Source organism: Winogradskyella sp. Asnod2-B02-A (assembly GCF_045063645.1).
Classification (GTDB): Bacteria; Bacteroidota; Bacteroidia; order Flavobacteriales; family Flavobacteriaceae; genus Winogradskyella.
Genome location: NZ_JBEFOG010000027.1, coordinates 1,403,083 through 1,428,286, shown reverse-complemented (window position 1 = coordinate 1,428,286; position 25,204 = coordinate 1,403,083). Strand labels below are relative to the sequence as shown.

At 31.4% G+C, this 25,204-nt stretch carries 29 protein-coding genes and 1 tRNA gene; 5 read left to right on the top strand and 25 right to left on the bottom strand.

The genetic code is table 11. The annotated features are described in order from the left end of the window. Positions 1 to 60: 60 nt before the first annotated feature. The 9 genes from ACJJVO_RS14275 to ACJJVO_RS14235 all read right to left on the bottom strand — a co-directional run bounded on the left by ACJJVO_RS14275 (position 61) and on the right by ACJJVO_RS14235 (position 5,551). Positions 61 to 435: a hypothetical protein gene (locus tag ACJJVO_RS14275; protein WP_405575286.1), complete on the bottom strand. Its 375-nt coding sequence runs from the start codon at positions 433 to 435 to the stop codon at positions 61 to 63. Positions 436 to 570: 135 nt separating this feature from the next. Beyond that, a complete protein-coding gene (locus ACJJVO_RS14270; RefSeq protein WP_405575284.1) occupies positions 571 to 930 on the bottom strand; it encodes an MmcQ/YjbR family DNA-binding protein in 360 nt (119 codons plus the stop codon). Next, on the bottom strand, positions 927 to 1,328 hold the full coding sequence (locus ACJJVO_RS14265; RefSeq protein ID WP_405575282.1) for a GNAT family N-acetyltransferase: 402 nt from the start codon (positions 1,326 to 1,328) through the stop codon (positions 927 to 929). Before ACJJVO_RS14265 ends, ACJJVO_RS14270 begins: the two co-directional genes overlap by 4 nt. Continuing rightward, positions 1,325 to 1,936 (bottom strand): DUF4230 domain-containing protein, encoded by a 612-nt coding sequence (locus ACJJVO_RS14260; protein ID WP_405575280.1) that lies wholly within the window; start codon positions 1,934 to 1,936, stop codon positions 1,325 to 1,327. The genes ACJJVO_RS14265 and ACJJVO_RS14260 overlap by 4 nt, the downstream gene beginning before the upstream one ends. Before the next feature lie 108 nt (positions 1,937 to 2,044). Beyond that, positions 2,045 to 2,794, bottom strand: a complete 750-nt coding sequence (locus ACJJVO_RS14255) for a cyclase family protein (RefSeq protein ID WP_405575278.1) — start codon at positions 2,792 to 2,794, stop codon at positions 2,045 to 2,047. Positions 2,795 to 2,796: 2 nt separating this feature from the next. Next, on the bottom strand, positions 2,797 to 3,924 hold the full coding sequence (gene hemW, locus ACJJVO_RS14250) for a radical SAM family heme chaperone HemW (protein WP_405575276.1): 1,128 nt from the start codon (positions 3,922 to 3,924) through the stop codon (positions 2,797 to 2,799). A 29-nt stretch (positions 3,925 to 3,953) separates the two neighbouring features. Further along, the gene (locus tag ACJJVO_RS14245; protein WP_405575274.1) at positions 3,954 to 4,319 is read right to left on the bottom strand and encodes a hypothetical protein; all 366 of its coding nucleotides are present in this window, start codon (positions 4,317 to 4,319) and stop codon (positions 3,954 to 3,956) included. A gap of 34 nt (positions 4,320 to 4,353) precedes the next feature. Then, the gene (ruvC, locus tag ACJJVO_RS14240; RefSeq protein ID WP_405575272.1) at positions 4,354 to 4,908 is read right to left on the bottom strand and encodes a crossover junction endodeoxyribonuclease RuvC; all 555 of its coding nucleotides are present in this window, start codon (positions 4,906 to 4,908) and stop codon (positions 4,354 to 4,356) included. A gap of 4 nt (positions 4,909 to 4,912) precedes the next feature. Beyond that, positions 4,913 to 5,551, bottom strand: coding sequence for a cell envelope biogenesis protein OmpA (locus ACJJVO_RS14235; protein WP_405575270.1), 639 nt, complete (start codon positions 5,549 to 5,551; stop codon positions 4,913 to 4,915). A 39-nt stretch (positions 5,552 to 5,590) separates the two neighbouring features. Here ACJJVO_RS14235 and ACJJVO_RS14230 point away from each other — a divergent pair, with 39 nt between their 5' ends. From ACJJVO_RS14230 to ACJJVO_RS14215, 4 genes are read left to right on the top strand one after another with little or no spacing between them, the layout of a single operon-like run. Continuing rightward, a complete protein-coding gene (locus tag ACJJVO_RS14230; protein WP_405575268.1) occupies positions 5,591 to 6,547 on the top strand; it encodes a hypothetical protein in 957 nt (318 codons plus the stop codon). After that, the gene (locus ACJJVO_RS14225) at positions 6,547 to 7,695 is read left to right on the top strand and encodes a glycosyltransferase (RefSeq protein WP_405575266.1); all 1,149 of its coding nucleotides are present in this window, start codon (positions 6,547 to 6,549) and stop codon (positions 7,693 to 7,695) included. Before ACJJVO_RS14230 ends, ACJJVO_RS14225 begins: the two co-directional genes overlap by 1 nt. A gap of 52 nt (positions 7,696 to 7,747) precedes the next feature. Further along, positions 7,748 to 8,608, top strand: coding sequence for a hypothetical protein (locus ACJJVO_RS14220; RefSeq protein WP_405575264.1), 861 nt, complete (start codon positions 7,748 to 7,750; stop codon positions 8,606 to 8,608). Continuing rightward, the gene (locus ACJJVO_RS14215) at positions 8,608 to 9,345 is read left to right on the top strand and encodes a Bax inhibitor-1/YccA family protein (protein ID WP_405575262.1); all 738 of its coding nucleotides are present in this window, start codon (positions 8,608 to 8,610) and stop codon (positions 9,343 to 9,345) included. Before ACJJVO_RS14220 ends, ACJJVO_RS14215 begins: the two co-directional genes overlap by 1 nt. Before the next feature lie 55 nt (positions 9,346 to 9,400). Here ACJJVO_RS14215 and ACJJVO_RS14210 read toward each other — a convergent pair whose 3' ends face one another. The 4 genes from ACJJVO_RS14210 to ACJJVO_RS14195 all read right to left on the bottom strand — a co-directional run bounded on the left by ACJJVO_RS14210 (position 9,401) and on the right by ACJJVO_RS14195 (position 13,835). Then, positions 9,401 to 9,877 (bottom strand): hypothetical protein, encoded by a 477-nt coding sequence (locus tag ACJJVO_RS14210; protein WP_405575260.1) that lies wholly within the window; start codon positions 9,875 to 9,877, stop codon positions 9,401 to 9,403. Positions 9,878 to 9,993: 116 nt separating this feature from the next. Then, positions 9,994 to 11,124 (bottom strand): tetratricopeptide repeat protein, encoded by a 1,131-nt coding sequence (locus ACJJVO_RS14205; protein ID WP_405575258.1) that lies wholly within the window; start codon positions 11,122 to 11,124, stop codon positions 9,994 to 9,996. 9 nt (positions 11,125 to 11,133) lie between these two features. Continuing rightward, entirely contained in the window at positions 11,134 to 13,473 is a 2,340-nt protein-coding gene (locus ACJJVO_RS14200) for an energy transducer TonB (RefSeq protein WP_405575256.1), read from the bottom strand. Positions 13,474 to 13,475: 2 nt separating this feature from the next. Next, positions 13,476 to 13,835 (bottom strand): BlaI/MecI/CopY family transcriptional regulator, encoded by a 360-nt coding sequence (locus ACJJVO_RS14195; RefSeq protein WP_405575254.1) that lies wholly within the window; start codon positions 13,833 to 13,835, stop codon positions 13,476 to 13,478. Positions 13,836 to 13,961: 126 nt separating this feature from the next. On the opposite strand from ACJJVO_RS14195, the gene ACJJVO_RS14190 reads away from it, so the two are divergent. Continuing rightward, positions 13,962 to 14,459, top strand: coding sequence for a DUF456 domain-containing protein (locus tag ACJJVO_RS14190; RefSeq protein ID WP_405576959.1), 498 nt, complete (start codon positions 13,962 to 13,964; stop codon positions 14,457 to 14,459). A gap of 251 nt (positions 14,460 to 14,710) precedes the next feature. Here ACJJVO_RS14190 and ACJJVO_RS14185 read toward each other — a convergent pair whose 3' ends face one another. From ACJJVO_RS14185 to ribB, 12 genes are all read right to left on the bottom strand, one after another. After that, a complete protein-coding gene (locus ACJJVO_RS14185) occupies positions 14,711 to 15,379 on the bottom strand; it encodes a DNA-binding response regulator (RefSeq protein ID WP_405575253.1) in 669 nt (222 codons plus the stop codon). 5 nt (positions 15,380 to 15,384) lie between these two features. After that, on the bottom strand, positions 15,385 to 17,409 hold the full coding sequence (locus ACJJVO_RS14180) for an ATP-binding protein (protein ID WP_405575251.1): 2,025 nt from the start codon (positions 17,407 to 17,409) through the stop codon (positions 15,385 to 15,387). 122 nt (positions 17,410 to 17,531) lie between these two features. Then, positions 17,532 to 17,702 (bottom strand): hypothetical protein, encoded by a 171-nt coding sequence (locus ACJJVO_RS14175; RefSeq protein WP_405575249.1) that lies wholly within the window; start codon positions 17,700 to 17,702, stop codon positions 17,532 to 17,534. A gap of 780 nt (positions 17,703 to 18,482) precedes the next feature. Continuing rightward, positions 18,483 to 18,556, bottom strand: a tRNA-Asp gene (locus tag ACJJVO_RS14170). 76 nt (positions 18,557 to 18,632) lie between these two features. Beyond that, entirely contained in the window at positions 18,633 to 19,562 is a 930-nt protein-coding gene (locus tag ACJJVO_RS14165; protein WP_405575247.1) for a DUF58 domain-containing protein, read from the bottom strand. Positions 19,563 to 19,629: 67 nt separating this feature from the next. After that, complete coding sequence (gene trxA / locus ACJJVO_RS14160; RefSeq protein ID WP_157363520.1) at positions 19,630 to 19,947, bottom strand: thioredoxin; 318 nt, start codon at positions 19,945 to 19,947, stop codon at positions 19,630 to 19,632. Positions 19,948 to 20,258: 311 nt separating this feature from the next. Further along, complete coding sequence (locus tag ACJJVO_RS14155; protein ID WP_405575244.1) at positions 20,259 to 21,227, bottom strand: alpha/beta fold hydrolase; 969 nt, start codon at positions 21,225 to 21,227, stop codon at positions 20,259 to 20,261. 9 nt (positions 21,228 to 21,236) lie between these two features. After that, positions 21,237 to 22,217, bottom strand: a complete 981-nt coding sequence (locus ACJJVO_RS14150; RefSeq protein WP_405575242.1) for an alpha/beta fold hydrolase — start codon at positions 22,215 to 22,217, stop codon at positions 21,237 to 21,239. A gap of 106 nt (positions 22,218 to 22,323) precedes the next feature. After that, positions 22,324 to 23,070, bottom strand: a complete 747-nt coding sequence (locus tag ACJJVO_RS14145; protein WP_405575240.1) for an SDR family NAD(P)-dependent oxidoreductase — start codon at positions 23,068 to 23,070, stop codon at positions 22,324 to 22,326. A gap of 62 nt (positions 23,071 to 23,132) precedes the next feature. Next, a complete protein-coding gene (locus ACJJVO_RS14140) occupies positions 23,133 to 23,696 on the bottom strand; it encodes a TetR/AcrR family transcriptional regulator (RefSeq protein ID WP_405575238.1) in 564 nt (187 codons plus the stop codon). A gap of 150 nt (positions 23,697 to 23,846) precedes the next feature. Beyond that, on the bottom strand, positions 23,847 to 24,422 hold the full coding sequence (locus tag ACJJVO_RS14135; protein ID WP_405575236.1) for a Crp/Fnr family transcriptional regulator: 576 nt from the start codon (positions 24,420 to 24,422) through the stop codon (positions 23,847 to 23,849). Beyond that, positions 24,423 to 25,085, bottom strand: a complete 663-nt coding sequence (gene ribB / locus ACJJVO_RS14130) for a 3,4-dihydroxy-2-butanone-4-phosphate synthase (protein WP_405575234.1) — start codon at positions 25,083 to 25,085, stop codon at positions 24,423 to 24,425. It abuts the gene before it with no gap. Positions 25,086 to 25,204 lie beyond the last annotated feature (119 nt).

The following is a 25,204-nucleotide window of genomic DNA, read 5'->3' as shown; positions in this document are numbered from 1 at the left end:
ATTTAGTGTCGACGGATAGTAGATAAGTGTCGACGAATGGTAAAACGGACTATTGCAACTTTATGCAGCCATTTTTACTCCATTATTTAATTGGCTTGTCGCTTTTAAAGTAGACAACTGTGCTTCAATTTTTATTTGCTCAAACTCTTGAAGAAACTCAATTGAAAAATTATTAAGTGTTTTTTCTTCTAAGTACATTTCAAATTCATTTATAAACTCTAACTGTCTAAGGTTTTTTTGCAATAACATTTTATTATTATTCGAAATACTATTAGTTACTTTTTGCGAATGATCGGTTTCTACTAATGTTAACTTAGAATGACTCTTATTGGTGTTTTCTAAAACATTAGAACTTAAACTTAAATTATTCTTGAAATAAAAATAAACACTTAGGTGACCTAATAAAAATACGGTGTATATAAATAATGTACTCATCGTTTTGGGATTTTATTAATTAATTATACCGCAAAACTAAAGGCTATTATTAGTGAAAAATGGCTTTTTCGATGAGTAAACGTTTTGGAACGACGATTAGAGCCAAAGCATCTTTAATTAGAATTTACATATATTCTAAATGCTATCTCTCAGCTTTTTAGGTAAGCCTTTTACCACCATATCATAAGAATGATCTATTAATTCCCTTATAAGCTTTGGTGATAATTCTCCTGAATTTATATACACACTGTTCCAAAGTTTTTTGTGCATGTGGTAACCTGGTTTTACACTATCGTATTCTGCTCGTAATTCTTGCGCGTATTCTGGATCGCATTTTAGATTTATAAAAGCTTCTCCATTTTCCCAGCGCTTTAATGATGCCAAAGCAAACATCTTTCCTAAAACTTTAAACACGAGGGTATCTTCATCAAAAGGAAAATGTTCCGTGACTTCTTTCTTGCTTAAACAGTAATTTCTGTAGTCTTCTATGTTCATTTTAAAAGTCGTTCCATTACTTTTTTAGGCTGTTGTAATTCGGAATACCCAAATTGTTTATATAAACCATGTGCATCAGCTGTTTTTAGCATCCAAACTGCACAGGTTTGCAACTTTGGATCGGTATGTATGGCTTCAATTAATTGTTTTGAATACCCTTTCCCTCTATATCCTGAAAGAATAAACACATCCATTAGGTAAGCAAATACGGTAAAATCGGTGGCAACTCTGGCAAAACCAATTTGTTTTTCATTGATATATACACCATAACAATGACAATGCGCAATTGTAGTTTTGACCTCTTCAATGGTTCTGCCTTTTGCCCAATATGTTTCGGTTAGAAAACTATGAATAATCTCAACCTGAAGCTTCGATTTATCCGTTGATATGTTTATCACTTTTCTATTTTTTTAACTTCAGTCGCTTCAATTTCCAAAGCCGAATAATCCAATTTCCAACCAATAGTTTCTACTAAATTTTCAATAAGATGAATAGCTTCTAAAGCCTCTTGTTTTGCTATATTAAACAAACCACTTTCTGGAATTTTATCCATAATATGTGCTTTGGCTTTAGTATGCAACTCCGTTAAATCAGAAGCCTCAAACCTATTAAACATACCATCACGTTTATCGTAATAATTGATATCACTTTCAATAGATAACACTTCTGGTTGTGGAAAATGCGTTAGATTAACTGTTTTCGTTTTAGCGTTTGAAGACATTTGAACTTTGCCTAAATCAAAGCCAACATGGGCTTTGGCATTAATGACAACCAAAGCTTTTTTTCGACTAGAAATTAATTTTAAGAACTTCTCTTTTACGTCTTCATAATGATAGATTTCAGCAAAATCTCCTTCAACCGTAACAAATTTACAAACCCGTTTTATTTTTTCTAATATTAAAATGGATTGTTCATTCGTGACTTTTTTTGTCTTCCATTGTTTATAAATTGTCACTAATCCTAAAGTGACAAGAATACTTATGATGATTATAAAAAAGGTTTCCATTTTAATTTTTTAATTTCTACTTGTGTTTTTTTATGTGACACTGAGGACTTATTGTTGTCACATTTCACGATCTAAATACATTACAAAAAACAATCTAAAGTGAGTTACCTATTCAATTACCTTGTACAGAATTGGTTTACTCGGACTTGCATCATTTTCAAAAGGTGCAATTTGAAGATTAAGCATATACATACCATCTTCAATTTTATTAGATACATAGATAAACTCCGTAATTGTGGCATCTAATCGCAATTTCCCTTTGGTGTTCCAAAAAGCATTATGAGCTAAAAGTTCGCCTTCATCTTGTTCTTTATCTACACTTGGCAAATCGATTAATAAATGCTTAACACCTTTAGATTTAAGATATTCTGCGGCATCTTCTAATAAATATGTTGGATTGGTATTTGAGTATTGTCTCGAAAATTTTTCGCGTGTATTTGGCATGGTCCTAATCACTATGGCATCACGTTTTTTATTTCCTAAAGCAAATTGTAATTGTTTTCTAGAAATCACATAATCGTCTCCCAATTTTTCTGGTGCAACTGTTACTACTTCTGCTAAGAAGAAAAACTGCGTTAAATATTTGTTTATAGAGTACACTTTTTCGGTAATATGACCAACCGTTTCTGTATGTGTACCATGCGAATGCGGATTAAATGTAATGGTATTAAAATTTACAACGGCTCCTTGTTCTACACTTATTATTTCTCCGTCTATGGTTTCTGGCTCAATCTTAGGTGGACCCAAATACCATGCATTAACATTAGAATCCTTTCCTGTTATAGGAATTGAAATATCTAAAGGTTGAGATAAATCTATTTGTAATTTTCTAGAATTGAATTGTATGGTTGCTAACACGTTTAATTGATTTTAAATAATTCACTGGCAATACCATCACATAAAAATTGTCCTTTTTTAGTAACACGTAAATGCGCTTTATCAATATACAATAATTGTTGATTTATAAAAACTTCTGCCTGTTCAATTAAGTAATCTTTATAAAGCAAACCAAAGTCCTTTTCCACTTTTTTAATAGAAACTCCCCAAATGGTGCGCAAGCCTGTCATTATATATTCGTTATATTGATCAGTTTGCGTTAGGGTTTCAATTTCTATGGGTAATTGATTGGCTTCTATAGTTTTAATATATTTTGAATTATTTCTCACATTCCAGCCACGTTGTGTTCCGTTAAATGAGTGTGCAGAAGGCCCAATACCCAAATAAGATTTCCCTTGCCAATACGCGGAATTGTTTTTACTAAAATAACGGTCTTTTCCAAAATTAGATAACTCATAATGCACAAAGCCTGAAGCTTCTAATTTCTCTTTTAATAAATGAAATTGTTCATGTGCTTGCTCATCATTAACATCGTCAATAACTCCTTTTTTTATAAAAGATGCTAAAGCTGTTTTAGGTTCAACGGTTAAGGCGTAACTTGAAATATGAGGCACATTGAAACTTAAAGCCATTTCAATATTCTTTATCCATTGTGCATTTGACGCTCCTGGAATACCATAAATTAAATCTAAAGAAATATTATCGAAATGCTTTGTAGCTTCCTCCAAACAAGCTATTGCTTCGTTGGCGTTATGCGCACGATTCATCAATTTTAAATCATCTTCAAAAAACGATTGAATACCAATAGATAAGCGATTGATTTTACTTTTAGATAATGCTATAATTCTGTCTTTAGATAAATCATCTGGATTGGCTTCTAAAGTTATTTCAGGCTGTTCTGTAACCTTATAATTTTTATAAACTGCATCTATTATAAATTGCAATTCTTCATTAGTTAATAAACTAGGTGTTCCTCCTCCAAAATAAATGGTTTCAACCGTTGTATTTTTAAATTCGTCTTTTCTAAGTTCTAGCTCTTTAGTTAATGCGTTTACGAGTTCATCCTTTTTCTTTAATGAGGTCGAAAAATGAAAGTCGCAATAGTGACAAGCTTGTTTGCAGAATGGTATGTGAATGTAGATTCCTGCCATTTGGTTTTTAATATTCAAATTGATATTTACTATTCTTCAAATAAATCATATAAAGTAGCAATCCTTAAATCGCAGTACAATTTCATAAACTGATAATTCAGCATATCAAACTGGCTTCCATAAATTTCTCGTCGTGTTTCCCAAGATTCATACTCTGGAAATTTGAGTTTAAACTGTGCCTCAACAAAACTATCCCAAAGTTTTTCTGAAACTTTAAAAGTTGTAATAAAAGTGGAATCGTTTTGGTTAATCTTAATTAATTCTACAACTAATGAATCTTTTATTTTCTGGGATTGATACCAATTTTGATGTGCAATATCATTGGCTTCTACTTGTCCTTGACTAAAAACAAAAAAGGATTGAATAAAAATTAGAAGTGAAATTATCAGTTTCATTTTCTGTTTTTTTGAATACTGTTATTGATACCATTTACTTTTTAACCCTGTCCTGATTCTGCTTCACAAATGCTCCCCAACCAGAGTAACTCTTACCAACTTCAACTCTGCCTTGGTTGTAAAAATGACAAACTGCCGCTGCCAAACCGTCCATAGAATCTAAATTTTTAGGAATGGTTTTAAGTCCTAACATGCTTTGTAACATTTTAGCAACTTGCTCTTTACTGGCATTTCCGTTTCCGGTAATTGCCATTTTAATTTTTTTGGGAGCGTATTCCGTAATAGGCACTTCGCGAGATAAACCGGCTGCCATGGCAACACCTTGTGCTCTTCCTAACTTTAACATACTCTGTACGTTTTTACCAAAGAAAGGAGCTTCAATTGCTATTTCATCTGGATGATACGTATCTATGAGTTCTACAGTACGTTCAAAAATGAGTTTTAATTTTAAATAGTGATCATCGTACTTTTTTAGCATGAGCTCATTAAGTTGTAAAAATTCCATTTTTTTACCCACAATTTTTATGAGTCCAAAACCCATAATCGTTGTACCTGGATCAATACCTAAAATAATTTTTTCTTTACTCATGTTTTTAATCGCAAAACTGGCAACCACTTAATGAAACTGCCAAGCCAAAGGTAAGGTTAAAAACGCTACCGTTAAATGCACCTAAACCACTCAATTCAGGATTATAATCATCTAAAGACGTTACACCATATAAATAAGCAATATCTGTGAAAATGGCTACTTTTTCATTAATAGCATAGTGCAGTTCTAGTCCTGCATTTATATTTAAATAGGTCTGTTTATTATCTCGTAAAACACCTAAGGGTTTCACAAAAGCCAAACCAGGTCCTGCATGTGCAACTGTACGTAATCTCAGTGGTAAAAACGTAAGATACTCTGTAGGATCGTATACAAATTGTGCATTAATTCTTGAGTAGTTTATTTTAAAATCTGGCGTGTCCGTATGGTTTTTAAAACGATTAAAACCATAATCTAATTTCACTCCGTATTGACGTGTAAGCATATGCTGAATCCCTAAATTAACCGTCGGGAAATTTACGGATTGCGCATAAGAGCCTTTTACAAAACCATCTGTTGTTGGGTAATTTACACCAACGGCAAAAAGGGCCTTCCATTTGGCGGTATCTTTAAATTGCGCTGTGCTTTTAAATGTGATAAAAACAAGACTAAAAAAGAAAAGGTATTGTTTAAAATTGTATTCCATCTCTAAGTTTTTGGTTTTATTTGTAATATGAGTTCTTATGTGCCATACAAAACTAAACAATTCTTCTTTGTACTTATTAAATTGAGTATTGTAGTTGGTGCATTTTATTTTATTTACTCAAAAATTACCACAAACGAAAGTTTAGAATTTACCAAATTTGTATCATTTTTAAACGAAAACAATGTTTTTTCAATTAAAAACATCAGTATTTTGATCGTTTTAAGCTTTTTTAATTGGTTTTTCGAAATCTTAAAATGGCAACACTTGGTAGGCACCATAAAACACATTACTTTCAAATCTGCTTTAGAGCAAAGTTTAGGAGGTTTAACAGCTTCTTTAATTACTCCAAACCGTATTGGAGATTATGGTGCAAAAGCAATTTATTACGCTAAGACATTTAGAACTAAAATTGTATTGTTAAATCTTTTAGGGAATATGGCTCAAATGACTGTAACCACACTTTTTGGTATTGTTGGTCTATTTTTCTTTTTGAATGAATTCTCAATTGATATCAATTACTATAAAGTAACAAGATTTGCAAGCATTATTTTAATTATTGGTTTATTGGTTTTATTTGGAGTGAAGCAAAAGCGATTTAAAGTAAAAGGCGTTTCATTTTCCACAATTCTTACTTTTATAAAATCAATATCTTTAAAAATCCATAGTTTAAACCTCTCTCTATCTTTTTTAAGATATCTTATATTTTCATTTCAGTTTTATTATTTATTAATTGCTTTTGGAGTTGACATCAACTACGAGAACACAATGATGGTAGTAACAAGTATGTATTTATTAGCCTCCATTGTGCCAACAATTTCAATTTTTGATGTTGTTATAAAAGGTAGTATTGCCGTGTTTTTATTTGATTATCTGCAAGTAAGTGAACTCATTGTTTTAAGTGTAACCACAACTATGTGGCTGCTTAATTTTGTAATTCCAAGCATCATAGGAAGCTACTTTGTATTAAATTTTAAATTAACTAACCCTATAGAATAATGCTAACGTTAATCGCTATTACTACCATAATTCTATATCTCTTTGTTATAGGTATGCTCATTTATGGATTTGATAATGTTACCGATTTTAAGCTGCAAGATTTACCTGCAAAGACAAAATTTTCTATTGTAATTCCATTTAGAAACGAAGCTCAAAATCTCTCAAAATTATTAGACTCTATTGTTAAACTTAACTATCCTCAACATTTATTTGAAGTAATATTAATTAATGATGCGTCTGAGGATGATTCTGTGTCTATAATTGAAAATTATCTATTGACATTGAGCAAAAGGCAGAATGTCAAACATATAGATTTAAAAATTATCGAAAACCGAAGCACTACAAGTTCACCTAAAAAAGAAGCCATAACTTCTGCTATCAAAGTTTCAAAATTTAATTGGATTGTAACCACAGATGCAGATTGTGTTTTGCCTACTTATTGGCTTGATACATTTGATGAATTTATTCAAATTAACAATCCTAATTGCATGGTCGCACCTGTTACCTACCATAGTAAAACCTCGTTTTTTAATCGATTTCAATCTTTAGATTTTTTAAGTTTACAAGGAGCAACAATGGGTGGTTTTGGTATTAAAAAACCATTTATGTGTAATGGTGCAAATTTTGCTTATCGTAAATCGGAATTTATTTCCGTAAACGGTTTTATAGGTAACGACACCATTGCTAGTGGAGATGATGTTTTTCTTCTCGAAAAATTTTTAAAACGCAATCCTAAAAAAGTATCCTATTTAAAATCTAATAACGCTATTGTTACTACAAATGCGGCTCAGAATATGAACCACCTCATTCAACAGCGTTTACGTTGGGCTTCAAAAACAAGTCAACTCACACAATGGTTTGCTAAAATAATTGGCCTCACCGTTCTACTCGGAAATTTCACAACTCTCGTTTTTATTCCAGCCGTTTTAATGCAATACATTTCACTTAAAATTGCATTGGCTTTATTTGTCATTAAATTTAGTATTGACTTTTTACTATTATTTAAAACAGTTCGCTTTTTCAAACAAGAAAATCTTCTACTTTCCTATTTGTTTTCAAGTGTTATTTATCCTGCTTTTAGTGTCTACATTGCTTTCTTGTCTTTCTTTAAGTCTTACCATTGGAAAGGTAGAACATCGAAAAAATAGTATTTCAATCATTTTTTTTGGTAGCTTTACTTGAATTAACTCCTAACTACATATGAAAAAACTACTTTTATTTAGTCTGCTATTTTTAATTTTTCAGGTTAATTATAGTCAAGAAAATTATACCATTAACGGAGAATCGTTTAATTTAAAAATGGAAGCAGAAGGTACATTAGACCTACTATGGACTAGTGATAGCGGTACCTATCGTTATTTTGTAAAAACAGAAAATGATGTCATTACTGAATTAAAAAACACAAAAGACAATAAGACCTATCAAGAAGAATATAAAACCTTACTGAGCAATCTTACTAATGGCATGGCAACAGATAAGCTAAAATTTACGCTTTACGACCTTAAGGCGTTTATAAACACTTATAATATTTCTGCCGATTCTAACTACACTTCTGTGGTAAAAACAAGAAAACTGGGTCTTAGACTTGGTGTTTTTGGTGGTCTAACTAACAATCCTTTTGTTGATAATCCCGAAAACACAAATGTGATGCTTATTGGTGGTGAATTAGAATTTTTTGAAGCCAATACATTACCTCGTCATTCTGGATTTTTGCAAGGTCGTCACACCTTTGACGGTGATGACTTTAACTACAGTACTAATGAAATAGCTTTGGGTTACCGTTATAGAATAATTAATAAAACTGCTTTTTCACTTTATGGTCAAGTGAAATTAGCTACTTTAAATATTACAAGTTCTACAATTGATCTTGAGGATGGAAACCAAAAAAGCTTAAATGACACTTCTTTTGATGTGCCCTTTATTTTTGGCATTGGAGCTGATATTAAAATAGGAAAACAAGGTTATATTACGCTGGCTTATGGTGAATTATTCGCTGTATTTTTAGATAATCAAGGTAATTTTTCTACTGATATCTCTATTGGATATAAGATGAATCTATAATGTCTTTACGGAATTTTAAAACTTCTAATCCTGTATTTAACAACTATTTTTGGGACGATACTAAATCATCTACAAAGACTATGTCAGTTACTGGCATTTTTTTTAAATCAATCATTGGCATTCTAATTATTGCTTTAATTACAACCTATGTATGGCAACTAAATGAAGCAGGCGTTTCTATGCAATGGTTTACTTTAGGTGGCATGTTAGCCGCAGCAATTGTGAGTGTTTTAATATCTATAAGGCAACATTGGTCGCCATTTTTGGTGCCACTTTATGTAATTGCAAAAGGCTTTTTTTTAGGAGGATGTTCTGCATATGCGCATCGCCATTATCCTGAGCTACCTTACCAAGCCATTGGTGTAACTATTATCACTTTTTTTGTGATGTTACTACTATATCAACTGCGTCTCATTATAGTAACCAAAAAACTAAGAAGTGTTATTATTACAGCAACCGTTAGTATATTGGTGACGTATTTAATAACATGGATTTTAAGTTTTTTTGGTATAAAAAATTACATTTGGGGAACATCTTGGTTTGCAATAGGCTTTAATATTTTAGCTGCTGTTGTGGCCTCTTTTGCGCTGCTATTAGATTTTGATTACATAGAACGCTACAAAAACAAAGCTCCTAAATACAAGGAATGGATAGCAACTTGGGGACTTTTAGCGACCTTAATTTGGTTGTATATTGAGGTCTTACGTTTAATGCAAAAGTTTGCGTTACGCTTTTAGATATAGCGATGCTTACAAAGCCATAATGCAGTAATTTTATTTAACTCAAAAGAGCTTAATTAATTCTTACAATTACCGGCAATTCAAATGTCGTAGTAACTTGTTGTCCTCTTTTTATAGCTGGAAAAATTTTTGGAACACTCTTTAAACTCTGACGTAAAAGACTATCAATATGAGGAATTTCTTGAACTGTTTCGTCATGAATTTTCATAGATTCTACTTCTAAAACGCCTTGCTTATCTATTACAATATGAAGCCTAATTGTATCAAAAACATCATTAGTTACTATGATGTTTTGTTCTGCTAAAAATTCATTAACACCATTAATTAAAGTGTTTTGAAAACAAATTTTATTGTCTTCTTTAGACGTCATAGAATCACAATTACTAAACGTTGGGTAAGTATCTACTTCGTTCCAATTAAAAGTTTGTAATTCTTCCTCAAGTAAATCTTCAGGATACACCTTTTTCTTTTCAAAATAATTGCATGATGTTGCAAAAAGGAAGATTAAAAGAAAAACTATTCGATTCATTACTAAAGTTCTGAAGCCGAAAAGTACAATTTTTTATTCAAAAAATATACTAGACTGCTTTGCTTTTAGTAACAACAAACAAGACTGTAATACTTGCCACATTCCTTAATTTGTAATTAGTTCTCTTCTAAAAATTTTTCTTGCTTCAATTCTTTTAATCTCTTCTCGGCATATTTGATAAAGTAACTTGTTTTATGCTTAGCAATAAACTGTTCATATAGCTCAATTTTACTATCTAAATCTGCATAAAATTCATCTTTTGTTCTAAGTAAAAAGAATTCTGACATTATGTTAGTTGGATCTTCTTTTAAAGATTTTTGAAACGCCTTAATTGCTTTTTCATACTTTTTCTGCCGATTTAAAACCGTTCCTAGATTTTGATACTCGTCTGAAAGAGACTGATCTTTTATTTTTAAAGCCCTTGCAATAAACTCCTCCGCTTTTTCAAAATTACTAAGACGTTCATAATAAGTTCCAATTACCAGCATACTATTTGCATCATTAGGACTGTATTTTAGAGCTTGCTTTCTATGGTAAATTGCATCTTCGTAATCTGAATTCTGCGCATAACTTGAGCTTAATTTTTCATGGATAAATTCAGATTTCTCACCTAATTCTAAAAGTTTTTTAAACCAAACTACTGCATGTGTGTAATATTCTTGATAATAATAGGTTTGTGCTTTTAAGCTTATAAGCTCTACATTATTTTCATAACTTTCTAAACCTCTATCTATAAAACCATGCGCATCTATAAAATTACGTTTCATTAAATGATATTTCGCAATTTTAAAAATAGCTTTCTGATGTGTAGCATCTAGCGTAAAGGTTTTATTAAACTGCATTAACGCTGTAGTGTCTTTTTGCTTCTCTAAAACCAAACCTAATTCATAATAGTAATTGGGGTTTAAGCTATCTGATTCAATCAAGTTGGTAAATAGCCCATTGGCTTCTTTATACTTTTTTGTTTTGGTTAAAAGTTTAGCGAATTCATATTGCAACAATAGATTATCTGTATTGGCTTTTATTGCTTTTTCATAATTAACAAGAGCTTCACCATAGTTCCCAATAGCGATATTAGCCTTCGCAATATCATCGTAAACATCATCTAAATTTTTAAGTGATTTGTAGGTCTCAATTGCTTTAGAAAAGTTGCCATTAGCATAAAAATCATCTGCTTTTTCTTTTGAATTTTGTGCATTTAAACTACATGTATACGCGAAACATAAGAACCAAAAAAATAATTTCATAAGCGACAATTAGTCTTTTTTAGAACCATGAACTTGAAAAACAATTGGCAGAGAATAAGGTACATCTACAGCTTTACCGTCCTCTTTTCCTGGTGTAAATTGAGGTAATAATTTTATAACTCTAATAGCTTCTTCTTCTAGCTTTGGATGTGGAGCTCTAGCATTAATCTTTGTAATATCGCCTTGTTTATCTATAGTAAATTGCACATGGATCCGTATTTGTCCTTCTGGTATACCTAAAGAATTTGCTAAATCAGTATTAAAGCTTTTACCTACATGTTTATTAATGGCTGAAATTGTGCATTTTTTTTGATCAGATTTATCTAAAACACCTGAACAATCCTTATGAATCGGTACTTCATCAACACTATTAAATGGTATTCTACCTTCTTTTTTATTTGCCTCTAGCACTTCAATCTGATGATTTAATTCAGTTACTAAGGGATTTTTCTCATTAGAATTCTTTAAAATTCGATCTCTTTGAGCGACGAGTTCATCATACGATTTAGTAACCTGTTTTTTATTATCATCTCCTTTAACCTCAAAAACAATTGGAATAGAAAAAGGAACAACCACCAATTCTCCTTTTTGTTTTCCTGGGATAAACTGAGGTAAAGTTGCAACCACACGTTTTGCTTCTGTCTCTAACGCTACGCTTGGACCTCTAGCTTTAATATCTTTAATAATACCATCCTTACCAATTTTAAATTGCACAAAAATTCTTTTTTTCCCTGGGCTTAAACTATCTGCAACGCTAGTGTTAAAATTCATAGCGACGTGCTTATTGACAAACATATTCATACAATCTTTTCGCTCTTTATTAGATTCTAAATCTTTACATTCAAGAGTTGTTGGAGTTTCATCTACAACTGAGAAAGGGACTTCAACAGATTCTACATCTTCTTTAATAATTTCTACTCCATCATTTGAAACATATGAATCTAATACTAATGTGGATCTACCATCTGTAATTACGAGTTTATTAAAATAATCATCGTTTTCTAATTGTTTCAATAAGCCATTGTAACGCTTAGTTTCTTCTTCTGTTTTGTTTGCTACATCTTCTACAAAAAGTTTTAAAACACGATCTTGCGTATTTGCTTCCCATCGCTCCTTTTCTTCTTTAGTGTTTTTAAAAGCTTTAAACTCGTCATACGTTTTAAATTTACCCACTATCATAAGTTCATAAGTATCAATATCCTCTTGCGTCAAATTACCTTCTTCAGATTTTCTTTGAATCATACCATCAGCAATATACTTGAAGTAAGCTTTTAACTTTAAGTATTCTATTCTTGAAGGCAAATATTTTAAGGAACTTGTTTCATCAATTCCTGCGTAAGCTGAGATTTCGAAAAACGTAGAGCCATTTTTTTTCATGGCTGTAAACTCATCATAATACTTCTGTATTAATTCAGCATCTGTTAATTCCTGATCTTCAACTTGTTCTTGTGAGTCTATCTTTTGTTGCGCTCTAACTTCCGTAGAGGTGTAAATCAACATTCCAAAAACCATTGGAATTAATAGTGCGTACTTAAGCAAATGAAGCTGTTTTGATTTTGATTTTTGTAACATAGCAATTCGTTTTTTGATTAATGATTTGTTGAAAAATGTATTGGTAAATGAAACATTATTCACATCTAAAACTTGATTGAGTAAACTTGTATAATACTCTGATTTTCCGCTTTGCTTTACAGCTTTAGCATCTGCAATATACTCGTGTAATTCTTTTATCCTGTTTTGGTAAACATATACCAATGGACTAAACCAAAATACAATTCTGAGTAACTCAAAAAATAATAAGTCTATGGTATGATACTCTTTTATATGAACCAGCTCATGCTCGTAAATGGTCGGTTTTTCTAATTCTGAAATACGTTCTCCTAAAAAAATAGTATTAAAAAATGAAAACGCAGCACTACTCTTTATCAATTTCACAATAAGAATGTTGCCTTGCCAACGCTTAGGGTTTTTATGCTTTAACCTGTACAGCTTTGCTATTTTAACTAGAAAAATTACTGATGCAATCACAATACCTAAAACTCCTATAATTTGCCATATAGGTGTTTGTGGTTGCTCTAAAATAATACCAGCTTGCTCAGCAATTTTAATATCATAAACTGTAGGCGATTTAACTCCGATAAATACCTCTGGCAAATGAATTACAAAATCTTTTGTTGCCATAGTTTTTAATTCTGGAAATTTTAGAAATGGCAACACAAATGAAAGTATAGACGTAATTATTAAATACGCTCTATTGTAATTGAAAAACGTTTCGCGTTTTAAAAACAGATCGTAAATCAATAAAAATAACGCTTGAAAAGCTATAATTTGAAGAATAGAATACAACATAATTAGTGCTTTTTATTAATTTCATCTAATAAGGTTTCAATATCTTTGACGTCCACGTCGTTTTTTTGAACAAAAAAGGACACCATACTTTTAAACGAGCCTTGAAAATAATTATCTACTAATTTATTGATAGATTGATTACTGTATGACTCCTTTGCAACTATTGGAAAATAAACGTGACCTTTTCCTTTTTTCTCATAGTCTACAAAACCTTTGGATTCTAAAATCCTAATAATAGTAGACACTGTATTATAAGCGGGTTTAGGCTCTGGTAACGTTTCAATTACAGCTTTTACATTTGCCTTTTTAAGTTGCCATAAAGCTTGCATAATTTCCTCTTCTGCTTTGGTTAACTGTTTCATAGAACTAATTTTTTAGTTAAATACATCACAAATATAACTAAATATTTAGTTTCAACTAATTTTTTAGTTTAAAATGTAACTTTGGTCTGCTTATTGCGTCTTATTATTGAATAATAATTTATGACTATGGAAATTTTTTTAGTGCTTGTTGCTTTACTTTTAATAATATTGGGTATTCTGGGTAGCTTCTTACCAATTTTACCTGGACCTCTCACCAGCTGGGCTGGCCTTTTGGTTTTGCATTTTACTGAAGGTGTAGAGATGAGTCAGACCTTTTTAATCGTCACACTTATATTCGCTATTTTTATATATGTGTTGGATTATATTATACCTGCTATTGGAACCAAGCGTTTTGGTGGCAGTAAAGCTGGTATGGTAGGCACTACAATTGGTTTAATTATTGGAATATTCTCTCCTATTCCATTCGGTATTATTATAGGTCCTTTTTTTGGCGCATTGATAGGTGAAATGATTCACAGAAATGATATAGATAAAGCACTTAAAGCAGCTTTTGGATCTTTCTTAGGCTTTATAGCTTCAACTTTTATGAAATTTATTGTAGCCATAGTTTACTTAGGTTTTTTTGTAGTAAAACTATCAGAACACAATGCAAGTTGGTATTAATTTAATTTCCTTTAAAAGAAAAAAACCTAAGCACATTATATGTGATTAGGTTTAATCTTCTTGCTATTAATTCAACAATTACTTAATAAGGGATTAATTAATTCTTGCTGACGGTGTAAATATAAGTTACTGCAATGTCTTTTTGCTGCGGAAAAACCGTAAACCTATTGTGGCAAAACCGTAGTTTCTATAATTAACAAGGGTTACAAGGGTTTTTAGTGATCAAAAAATGTTCTATTTAATCACTTTTTCTATAAAAATCCTTTTTCTCGAGCTTCTTTTAGCAATGTTTCGTCCTTTCCGTCTTCAACAGAGAATAATAATTTGAGTTGTTTTTTTCGTTTTTCGATGGCACTTGTAGAAATATCTACGTACTCATTTAGGCTTTTTGTTTTTATGCCTTGCGATAATAAGTGTAGAATTTTTCGATTTATATCATCAACATAAATATCACTCGAAATTGTTTTCTTCAAGTAATTATTTACAGTAGTACTATAATACGGTGGTGATTTTAAAATTTGCTGAAAACCATCTGCCAGTTCCATAGATGTTAAATCACTTTTAATAAGAAAACCATCTGGATCTATTTCTTTTATAATATTATGAATTCTATAGGTTTCATTAAACATGGTAAGAATCACAATTTTTGCCCTAGGCATTATTTTCTTTGCCAACAGAGCTAAATCTTCACCAGAAGCATACTTTCCATCTTCTGAAGCAGGCAAACTAATATCAAAAAAACAAACATGATAAGGATATTTTTTTGAAGCACGCTCAATCATAATAACAGCCTCATCACAATTATGAGCTGTATCTATATGCAAAGTTTGATCTTCTTGCTTTGTAGCCATTAATACATTTTGATAGCCCTCTATTATAATTGGGTGATCGTCTACCATTAAAATGTTAATGTGATTCATACGGTTTAGTTTAAATAGGGAATTTGAACGTTAACTGTTGTACCATCTCCAGATTGAGATGTAAAGGTGATAGTGCCTTTAATATCTTCAACACGAGATTTCATATTTTTTAATCCAATACCTTTTTTACTTTTAGAAGTATCAAAGCCATCTCCATCGTCAACAATCTGCAAGCAAATTAAGTCTTTTTTTAATGAAACACTAATTTTAATTGATTTAGCATTGGCATGTTTATAGATATTTTGCATCGACTCTTGGATGATTCTATAAATATTGATTTTGGTTTTATTGGACACTAAATCCCAACTAATATCATCTGTAAAATTAAATTCATGCTCTAAATTGTACGCGATAGATTGGGTTTCAATAAGTTCTGCAACAATATCCATAAAACTAGAACCAGATACAAAATCGGTATTTAAGTCGTGAGATATTTTACGAATATCTTGTTCAATGGATTGAAGCTGGCTAATATATTTAGCTCTGGTCATCATCGCTTCTTTTCCTTCATTAAAATTAATACTATCTAAACTTAACCGCACACCAAAAAGACCACCTAAAACACCATCATGTAATTCCTTTGAGACTCTCATTTTTTCTTTTGCTCTGGCCTCCTCTACTTTATCTTGCTGCCCAAGCATAAGATTGTATATGTCCTCATTTGCTTTTTGTTGCACCTGAATTAGCTTTAATTTTCTGTTTTTTGCACGTTGAGAAATAACCAAATAAACCAATATTGCAGTTAAAAGAAGACCAATAGATAAAATTAATAAGTATACATTTTCTTTTGAAATTTGTTTGTTTTCTGCTTCAATTTGATCTGTACCATATTTGATTCTCGCAATTCTATTTCTAACTGATTTTTGAATTTTTTCTAGGCTATCACCTAGTCTGATATGCTCAACTAGCAATTCTTTTCCTTCATCTCCCTCAACAACTGCTGCCATTAGAAAAAGTGCTTTTTGCTTCGCTTCGTTTGATGAAAACGACGTAGCTAAATCATATGCTTGCTTAGCATATTTTTTAACAGAATCAATCTTCTGCTCTTTTAAATATAAACCTGACAAATCTAAAATAGCATTTAGTTTTCCATTATCATCATCCTCTTTATACGCTATAGAAATGGCATTCTTTAATTCTGCTTCAACATCACTAAAGACATAATTTCCAGAGGTTATTTTGGTTAACGCAATATTGTTAATTAACGACCCATAAAAAGAAGGATCAATAGTCTCATATTTTTTCCTCTCAGATATAAGTCCTTTATACAGCTCTAAAGCAAGTTTATACTGACCAAGTTCTCTATACACATTAGCTTTATTATTTATTGAAAATATTTCATTAACATACCCATTTTTCATGCGTTTTGCATAAGCTATAGATTCGTCATAATATTCAATGGCTTTATTATAATTTCCAATATCCTTAGAGATAATAGCAAGCAAATTATAAATGCCCCAATACATATCTAAGTTTTCTTCATTTTGAGGAAGTTGATCTAACACTCTTAATGCATTAACCGCATCTACCTCTGCACTTGTGTATATTTTACCCACATGTTCTACATCTGCAACCATATAATAAGATTGTGCTTTAATGTAAGATGCCTTATGATGAGATAAATATTTTACTGAATTTGAAAAGAAATAAAAAGCACTATCGTTTTTTTGATATAATCTATAATAAGACCCTAAATTTGAAGAAGCCACTGCAACCGCAAAAGAGTCTTTCAGCTTATATGCAAGATTAAGATTTGTATAATTTTGCGGAATATATTCTTCAATTTGGTCATTATACAAATACATTAATGCTAAGTGTCGACCAGACTTTAAAGTTAAAGAATCAATACCCAAAGATTTGGCAATATCCTGAGCTTGTAAAGCATAGTTTAAAGATTCTTCATTAGAGATAGCACCATCTTGAGATAACGCTATGAGGCTATCTATAGCTTGCGCGTTTCTATTCTGCTGACTATTGCAAACTTTAATACAGAAAACTAAACCCAGTAAGAAAATACGAAACGTGTTCAAATTATAGCAACTTTACAACCAAAAATAGTCTAAAATTCAAAACTACTGTTAATTTAAAATAGAAAAAGCCTTTGCAACTGTGCAAAGGCTAATTTTATATTCTTAAGATTTATTATTAAAACTTAAGCATGACCAATCAATTTTAATTTTTTCTTATCAACAGCAAGTAAATCGTTAGGACTATATTCTTTAACTGTAGGTTCATTTTGGTTAATAGCTTCATCAGATTTTACACCAGATACAGTTAATAATAAAACAGCGGTTAAAGCTAAAGTAATTTTAAGGGTTTTCATAAGTATTTAATTTAGGGTTAAAAATTAGTTAAACATCAAAAATGAGTAACGCCTAGCGATACACACAGAGGGAAGGGAATGGATTATTAACTATTTTAGGTGACACCTAAAACGATACTAAAATAAAAACGAGGGACGTTTTTCTAGACAAGCAAATGTCTAATAGTAAAATGGATTAAAAGTTTCTTTTTAAGCGTTTTTAATACTTAATAAGAATGACAAATATAAGCGTATTTTTATAATTTCCTAATAAATCATCGATTAAGCGCTATTATTCACCGACCAAAAACACATTTCGTGTTCATAACTTGTTGATAACTTAATAGTTAAATCAAAATAATACAATAAAATTAATTTTTAAAAGTGTATAAATTAATAAAAACAAAAAATGGGCTACAATTTCTTGTAACCCTTTTTAAAATTATTGATTAATAGCAATTATAAGACCCTTCTTTTTTGCATAAGTCACCATGAAAATCACAAATTTATAACCATATAGAACTAATTAAAGTTAAACTTACTGTTTTACAACACTTTAATAAAACTACTAGTTTTAATAAATTACAAAAGAAACTCTTCAATGGTATTGTTTGCCTATTCAAAACCTCTTTAAAACAAAAAAGCATCCCAATCTTCTTATTCAGAAAAAAGGAAAGCTTCTCATTGGAATACCAAATTGCTTTGGTAAACTACTTCCAAGATCTCTCTCGGAACAACACAACGTCTTTATATTGCTTAAAAAAAGCCTCAATTTCTTGAAGCTTCTTTTTGCAATTTTAGCGGTCTGGACGGGACTCGAACCCGCGACCTTCGCCGTGACAGGGCGACATTCTAACCAACTGAACTACCAGACCGTTGCTTAATTGCGAGGGCAAATATACACTGCATTTTTAATTTGACAAACAAAAAACTAAAAAAATAAAAAATAATCTAAATAAATTTTTGTCGCTCTATCATATAGGTCGTTAAAATAATATCAAATCCTGCATTAATATCAGCTTCGACATACTTAATTCTATACTGTCCACACCTCAACTTTAAGTCTGTAAAGTATTCTTTTACAGATTTTTCGTAAGTCTCTTTTATGGTATCTGCATACAAATTAATGTGATCACCAGTCTCAATATCGATAAATCGTTTGGGTCTATTATCAAAATCAAATAAAAGTTCTTTTTCTTTATCAAAAACATGAAATAAGACCACTTCATGCTTATTATGCTTTAAATGTCGCAAGGCTTCAAACAGTTTTTCATCATCTTCCGACGTTTGAAACATATCTGTAAACACAAAAATCAGCGATCTACGATGAATTTTTTCTGCAATCTGATGTAAATACTTATACGTTTCCGTAGTTTTTGTTTCTGGTTTAGAAACCACAGCTTCACTTAATCTATGCAATAACATTTGATGATGACGCTCACTCCCTTTCTCAGGCGAATAAAAATCATAATTATCGCTATAAATACTTAAACCAACAGCATCACGTTGCTTTTTAAGAATATGCATCAAAGACGCACTTGCTAAAGCCGAAAAAGCAATTTTATTAAGATGACCTATAGATGTACCAGCAGTTTCAGGATAATGCATAGAACTACTATTATCTAATATAATATGACAACGCAAATTGGTCTCCTCGTCATAGCGTTTAGTATATAATCTATCGGTTTTAGCAAACAATTTCCAATCTATATGTTTGGTACTTTCCCCTGGATTATAAATTTTATGCTCGGCAAACTCTGCAGAAAACCCATGAAACGGACTTTTATGCATACCTGCAATGAAACCCTCAACGACTTGTTTCGCTAATAATTCAAGGTTTTTAAAACCTCCTGTTTTATTGAGTTCTTTTTGTAAATCCATCAGTTACCGAAACTAAAAAAGGTTTGCCGTATAGGCAAACCTTTTTTAGTTTCTTTTAGAGTATTAACTATAAAAGTGCGTCAATAGCGTCTGAATATGCATTTTTAGGTGCAACACCAACTTGGCGACCAACTACTTCTCCGTTCTGAAAAATCAAAACCGTAGGTATGTTTCTAACACCATATTTAGCAGCAAATTCTTGGTTTGCATCAACATCAACCTTACCAACTACAGCTTTACCATCGTATTCTGTACTGATTTCATCAATGATTGGTCCAACCATACGACAAGGTCCACACCAAGCAGCCCAAAAATCAACCATTACTGGCTTGTCACTCTTTAATACTGTTTCTTCAAAATTTGCATCTGTTATTTCTAATGCCATAATATTTTATTTTTTATTGAATTGTACTTATCTTTTCTTCTTCCATATATAAGATGGAATTACAAAATTAGTCAAAATATTCCGCAAACCTTACAAAGCCTTTATTTGTTTTGATTATAGCGATATAGAGCCGTTATATGTATTCTATTTTGGGCGCATAAACCAGGCTGTACGTTATATCTTTTTTGCTTTTAATGGCAAAAAAGGATGCCACTTCCATCCTTTGCGCAAATTCAGAATCACTACAAACCTTTTCCTAAACTCAAAACATTTTAAATTAAACTCAAAACAAATCTCAGCTTTTAAGCGCTTTATTCTATGTTGTTCTTAGACAAAAACTCTAGAATGAGTTTTGCCATTTCTCTTGTCTTTTCTTCTGCTGCAAAATGGCCAGCATCTAATAAATGCAACTCTGCATTGGGTAAATCTTTTAAATAAGCCTTGGCACCATTAGCATTAAATTTCAAATCTTTCTTACCCCAAGCTATTAAGGTTTTTGGTTGGGTTTCTCTCAACATCTTTTGCCATTTTGGATACCGAATCAAATTGGTATTGTAATCTTTAAATAGCTGCACCTGTATTTCTCTATCTTTTTGAGACCCTAAAAATGCCAAATCATGTGTCCAAGCATCCGGACTTTGAGTATTTATATTTGTAACGTCTAAATCAAACAAATATTGTTTATTTATTATAGCATCTTCACCTGTTAAACTATATAAAAAATCATGCTTTACTTGAGAGGTATCAGTTTGTGCCGTTCTAAAAAAATCTTGCCGTTTAGCTGTTAGACCATCTAAATACGCATTGGCATTCTGAACAATTAAAGCCTCAATCCGTTTTGAATTTTTCATCATAATTCGGTAACCCACAGGAGCACCAAAATCTTGCATGTACATTACATAATTCTTAATTTGTAGCGTATTGATTAGCTTCTCCGTATAATCCGCTAACACATCAAAAGTATAAGCCGTTGTTGCTGGGTCTAAATGCGTGCTGTAGCCAGAACCCAAATTGTCTGGTGCAATCACATAATAATGCGTTGCCAACATAGGAATAAGATTCCTATAAGAATGTGAAGACGATGGGTAACCATGAAGCAATACAATTGTTGGTTTGCTTTTATCTCCTGCTGCTCTATAAAACAGTTTTACACTATCAATTTCTACATAATTATAAATCGTAGCTGGTGGTAAAAAGAACTGTTTTTTAGTGTCTTCTGATTTACACTGACATCCAAATAAGGTTAGTGAAACCACTAAAATTATTACAAATTGCTTCATTCTAAATTTTTATTTATTCTGATTTCTCATGAAATTTCTAATGCTTTCAATAATAGCATCACCTTCTTCTTCCAAAGCAAAATGCCCTGTATCGTAAATGTTATAATCAATGTCTTTTACATCTTTTTTAAACGCTTCGGCACCACTTTCAGGAAAAAAAGCATCGTTTTTGCCCCAAACTATTAATAATGATGGCTGATTGTCTCTTAAATATTGCTGCCATTTTGGGTAAAGCTTCACGTTATTTTGATAATCGTAAAACAAATCTAAATTTACTGCATGTGCATTTGGTCGAGATAGTCTTAAGAAATCTAAATTATAACTATCCGGATCTACGGTTTCAATATCTCTAACACCATGTGTGTATTGCCATTTTAAACCTTCTAATGAAAATGCAGGTAATAAAGCGTCTTCAGTTTCTTTTGTTCTATTTTTCCATAGCGCTTTTATACCAGCCCAAGCATCTCCTAAACCTTCTTCATAAGCATTTCCGTTTTGATTGATGATTGCTGTAATTTTTTCAGGATGTGCAGTCGCTAATCTAAAACCAATAGGAGCCCCATAATCTTGAATCATTATAGCATAAGAGTTAATATTTTTTTGCTCTAAAAAGGAGTCAATAGTATTCGCAATATTATCAAATGTATAGGTAAACGTTTCCGCATCTGGAAAATCACTATTACCAAAACCAGGATAATCAGGTGCAATTAAATAAAACTCGTTAGATAGTTGTGCCAACACTTTTCTGTATTGAAATGATGATGCCGGAAAACCATGTAGTAAAACAATAGTCGGATTTTTAGGATCACCAGCTTCTCTATAAGCTATGTTTATCTCGTTAACAGCTAATGTTCTAAATTTTAATGTTGATTTTTCACTTGTAACCTTGGATGTTATTGCTTTAGAAACACGATCTGTTTCTGATGTTACCTCCTCTTTACAAGACATAAACAGTAAAACAATACTTAAGATTAGGATTAAATTTTTCATAGTTTGAATTCAAATTTAAATCTCAAAATTATTTTGAGACTTACAAAATAGAAAAGCCATAACCAAAATGAGATAGGGTTATGGCTCAATAATTATTTTTAGATTTTTAATTTCTACCAGCCATAACACCACCATCGGTATCCCAAATAGCACCTGTTACCCAAGCCGCCTTGTCTGATAATAAAAAGACAATACTATTGGCAACATCTTCCGATTCTCCAAAACGACCAATAGGATGAAAACCATTAAAGCCAACCAAGGCTTCTTTGGCTGCTTCTTCGCCTCCAAAAACACCATGATACACAGGCGTATTTACTAAGGCAGGAGACACTGCATTCACACGAATTTTATCTTCTGCTAATTCCATAGCCAAATGTTGTGTTAGCGAATGTAAACCTGCTTTTTGCATAGAATATGCCGTAGAAGGTGTTGCTTTTACAGCCTGTTTTGCCCACATAGACCCAACATTTACGATAGAGCCACCTTGAGTCGCTTTCATTTTTTTAGCGGCACTTTGTGTAATAAAAAAGAAGCCTCTGTTTAAATCTAAATACGAATTATAGTCTTCCATAGTATGATCTAAAAAGGGTTTAGGTCCAAAAATTCCTGAAGCATTTACCAAATAGTCTAAGTTATCTAAATCCTCAATTTTAGCGATTAAAGCATCCACTTCTGTTGTACTAGAGATATTTGCTGTGTGTTTCACTAAGTTTGGTGCGTCTGCAATTTTATCAGTATTTCTGCCTACAACATGTACTGTGGCTCCTCCTTCTAATAAGGCATTTGCAGTTGTATTACCTATTCCGCTTGTTCCGCCAATTACTAAGGCTACTTTGTTTTCAAATTCTTTCATTGTATTTCTATTTAATTGTTAATTAAAGACAGACAGGTCTGTCTTTAATTTTTAAAATTTTTTTAAGCTATTATTTTTTTACATAAATTTTTAGACTCAACAATAGGCCAATCTTCTTGATGCAAGTGACTTTCTCCAACGGCACTTTCGTAAAGTAAATAGATTTGTCTTGCGAGTGAATTTACTTGCTCACTTTTCACTTGATCTAAATTGTTGGTAATCAGTTTTGATATGATGGCAATAAAATCGTTTTTTTGAGATTGAATTTCATTTCGGATCATCTCATTATCTTTTGGAATTTCTGATACTGTTTTAATACACCAACATCCATTAAAATCTTTATCTTGATAAAACAATTGAAGGAAATCGAATATCGCTAGAATTTGCTCTTTTCCTTTGGGTTGAGATGTTGTAAAATTCTCAAAATCTCCTAAAAAATTGATATTCTTATGCTGAAGATATGCCAGACAAATCTCTTCTTTAGATTTGAAATGATTGTATAACGTTGCCTTAGCGATTCCTGCTTCAGCAATAATTTGATTGATACCCGTAGAATTATACCCATTCTTATAAAATAAAAATGAGGCCGTTTCTGTAATTCTATTTTTTACTTCGGCATGTTTCATGATGCAAATATATAAAACATTTTTAAAAATAGACAAGTCTGTCTGTTTTTATTCTCAGTTATAAAATGATTCTTTGGATAAGCATGGTGGTTATTTAAATGAGAAGAAAGTTACACAAAGTATCAGACAACTCTCTTAAATAGACTAAAATCAGATTTTAGATTTTATCCTACTCAAAGTTTCTTGAGATATATTAATATAAGAAGCCACTATTTTGTTTGGTAGACGTTTAACAATGTTGGGACTGATTTTAAATAATTGTTTATAGCGCTCTGATGCATCTAGAGCTGTAAATGACAGTAACCTTTTAGAATTATTCACATATGCTTTCTCTAAATAAATACTATAAAAATCTTTCCATTTAGGAACAATGGTCATAAGATGCCTAAAGTCATTGTGCGTGATGTATAAGAGCTCGCTATTTTCAACTACCTGAATTGTTTCTTGTGCAGGCTCATTGGTTATAAAACTCACCAATTCTGTTGCAAATTGATTTTCGAATGCTATATAACGTGTAATATCTTTGCCGTGCTCATCGATGTAAAACAGTCTTAAACACCCTTTTTTAACGAAATAACTCACCTGACTATTTTTACCATTTGACAATAAAATGTCATTTTTACTTTTCTTTATGGTTTTAAAATAAGACAACACAATTTTTAAATCGTCATCTTCAATATTTATATTCCTTTTTATGAAATTGGTAAGTTCAATATAATTTGTCATTTAGTTATAATCTCTCACAAATTTACGATAATGAATAATATCCTGAATTGATAAGACCATCAAATTGTGCTCATTTGCAAATTCTGTAATCGTGTCCAATTTTGCCATTGTACCATCATCGTTCATTAATTCGCAGAGTACGGCCTCTGGTTTTAAGCCTGCTAATTTCATTAAATCTATGCTGCCTTCTGTATGACCACCTCTTTCAAGAACACCATTATTTTTAGCTCTTAAAGGAAAGATATGTCCAGGTCTTGCTAAATCATTGCTTGTTGCATTTGCATGGCAAGCCGCTTTAATCGTTCTTAATCTATCTTTAGACGAAACGCCTGTTGTTACTCCTTCTTTTGCTTCTATTGAAATTGTAAAAGGGGTTTGAAAACTACTTGTGTTTTCCTTTACCATATAGGGCAAATTTAGTAAGTCTGCTTTTTCATTAGTTAAACAAAGACAAACAATACCACTACATTTCCTAATCATAAGTGCCATATGATGATTCGTCATATGGTGCGCAGAGAATATTAAATCACCTTCATTTTCTCGGTTTTCATCATCCATTAAGATAATTCCATTGCCGTTTCTAAGGTGTTCTAATGCTCTTTCTAACCGTTCTTGGCTATCGTTATCCAACATTTGTAATGTATCTAATTCTGTAAGTACCATTTTAAAGTATTAATATTTTAGATACAAAATTAGTGTGCTCAAAAATCAGATGCATTGATGTAAGTCAATAAATTGATTTTTATAAAAACTAATTCGATTTGTTTTAGCAACAAACCACA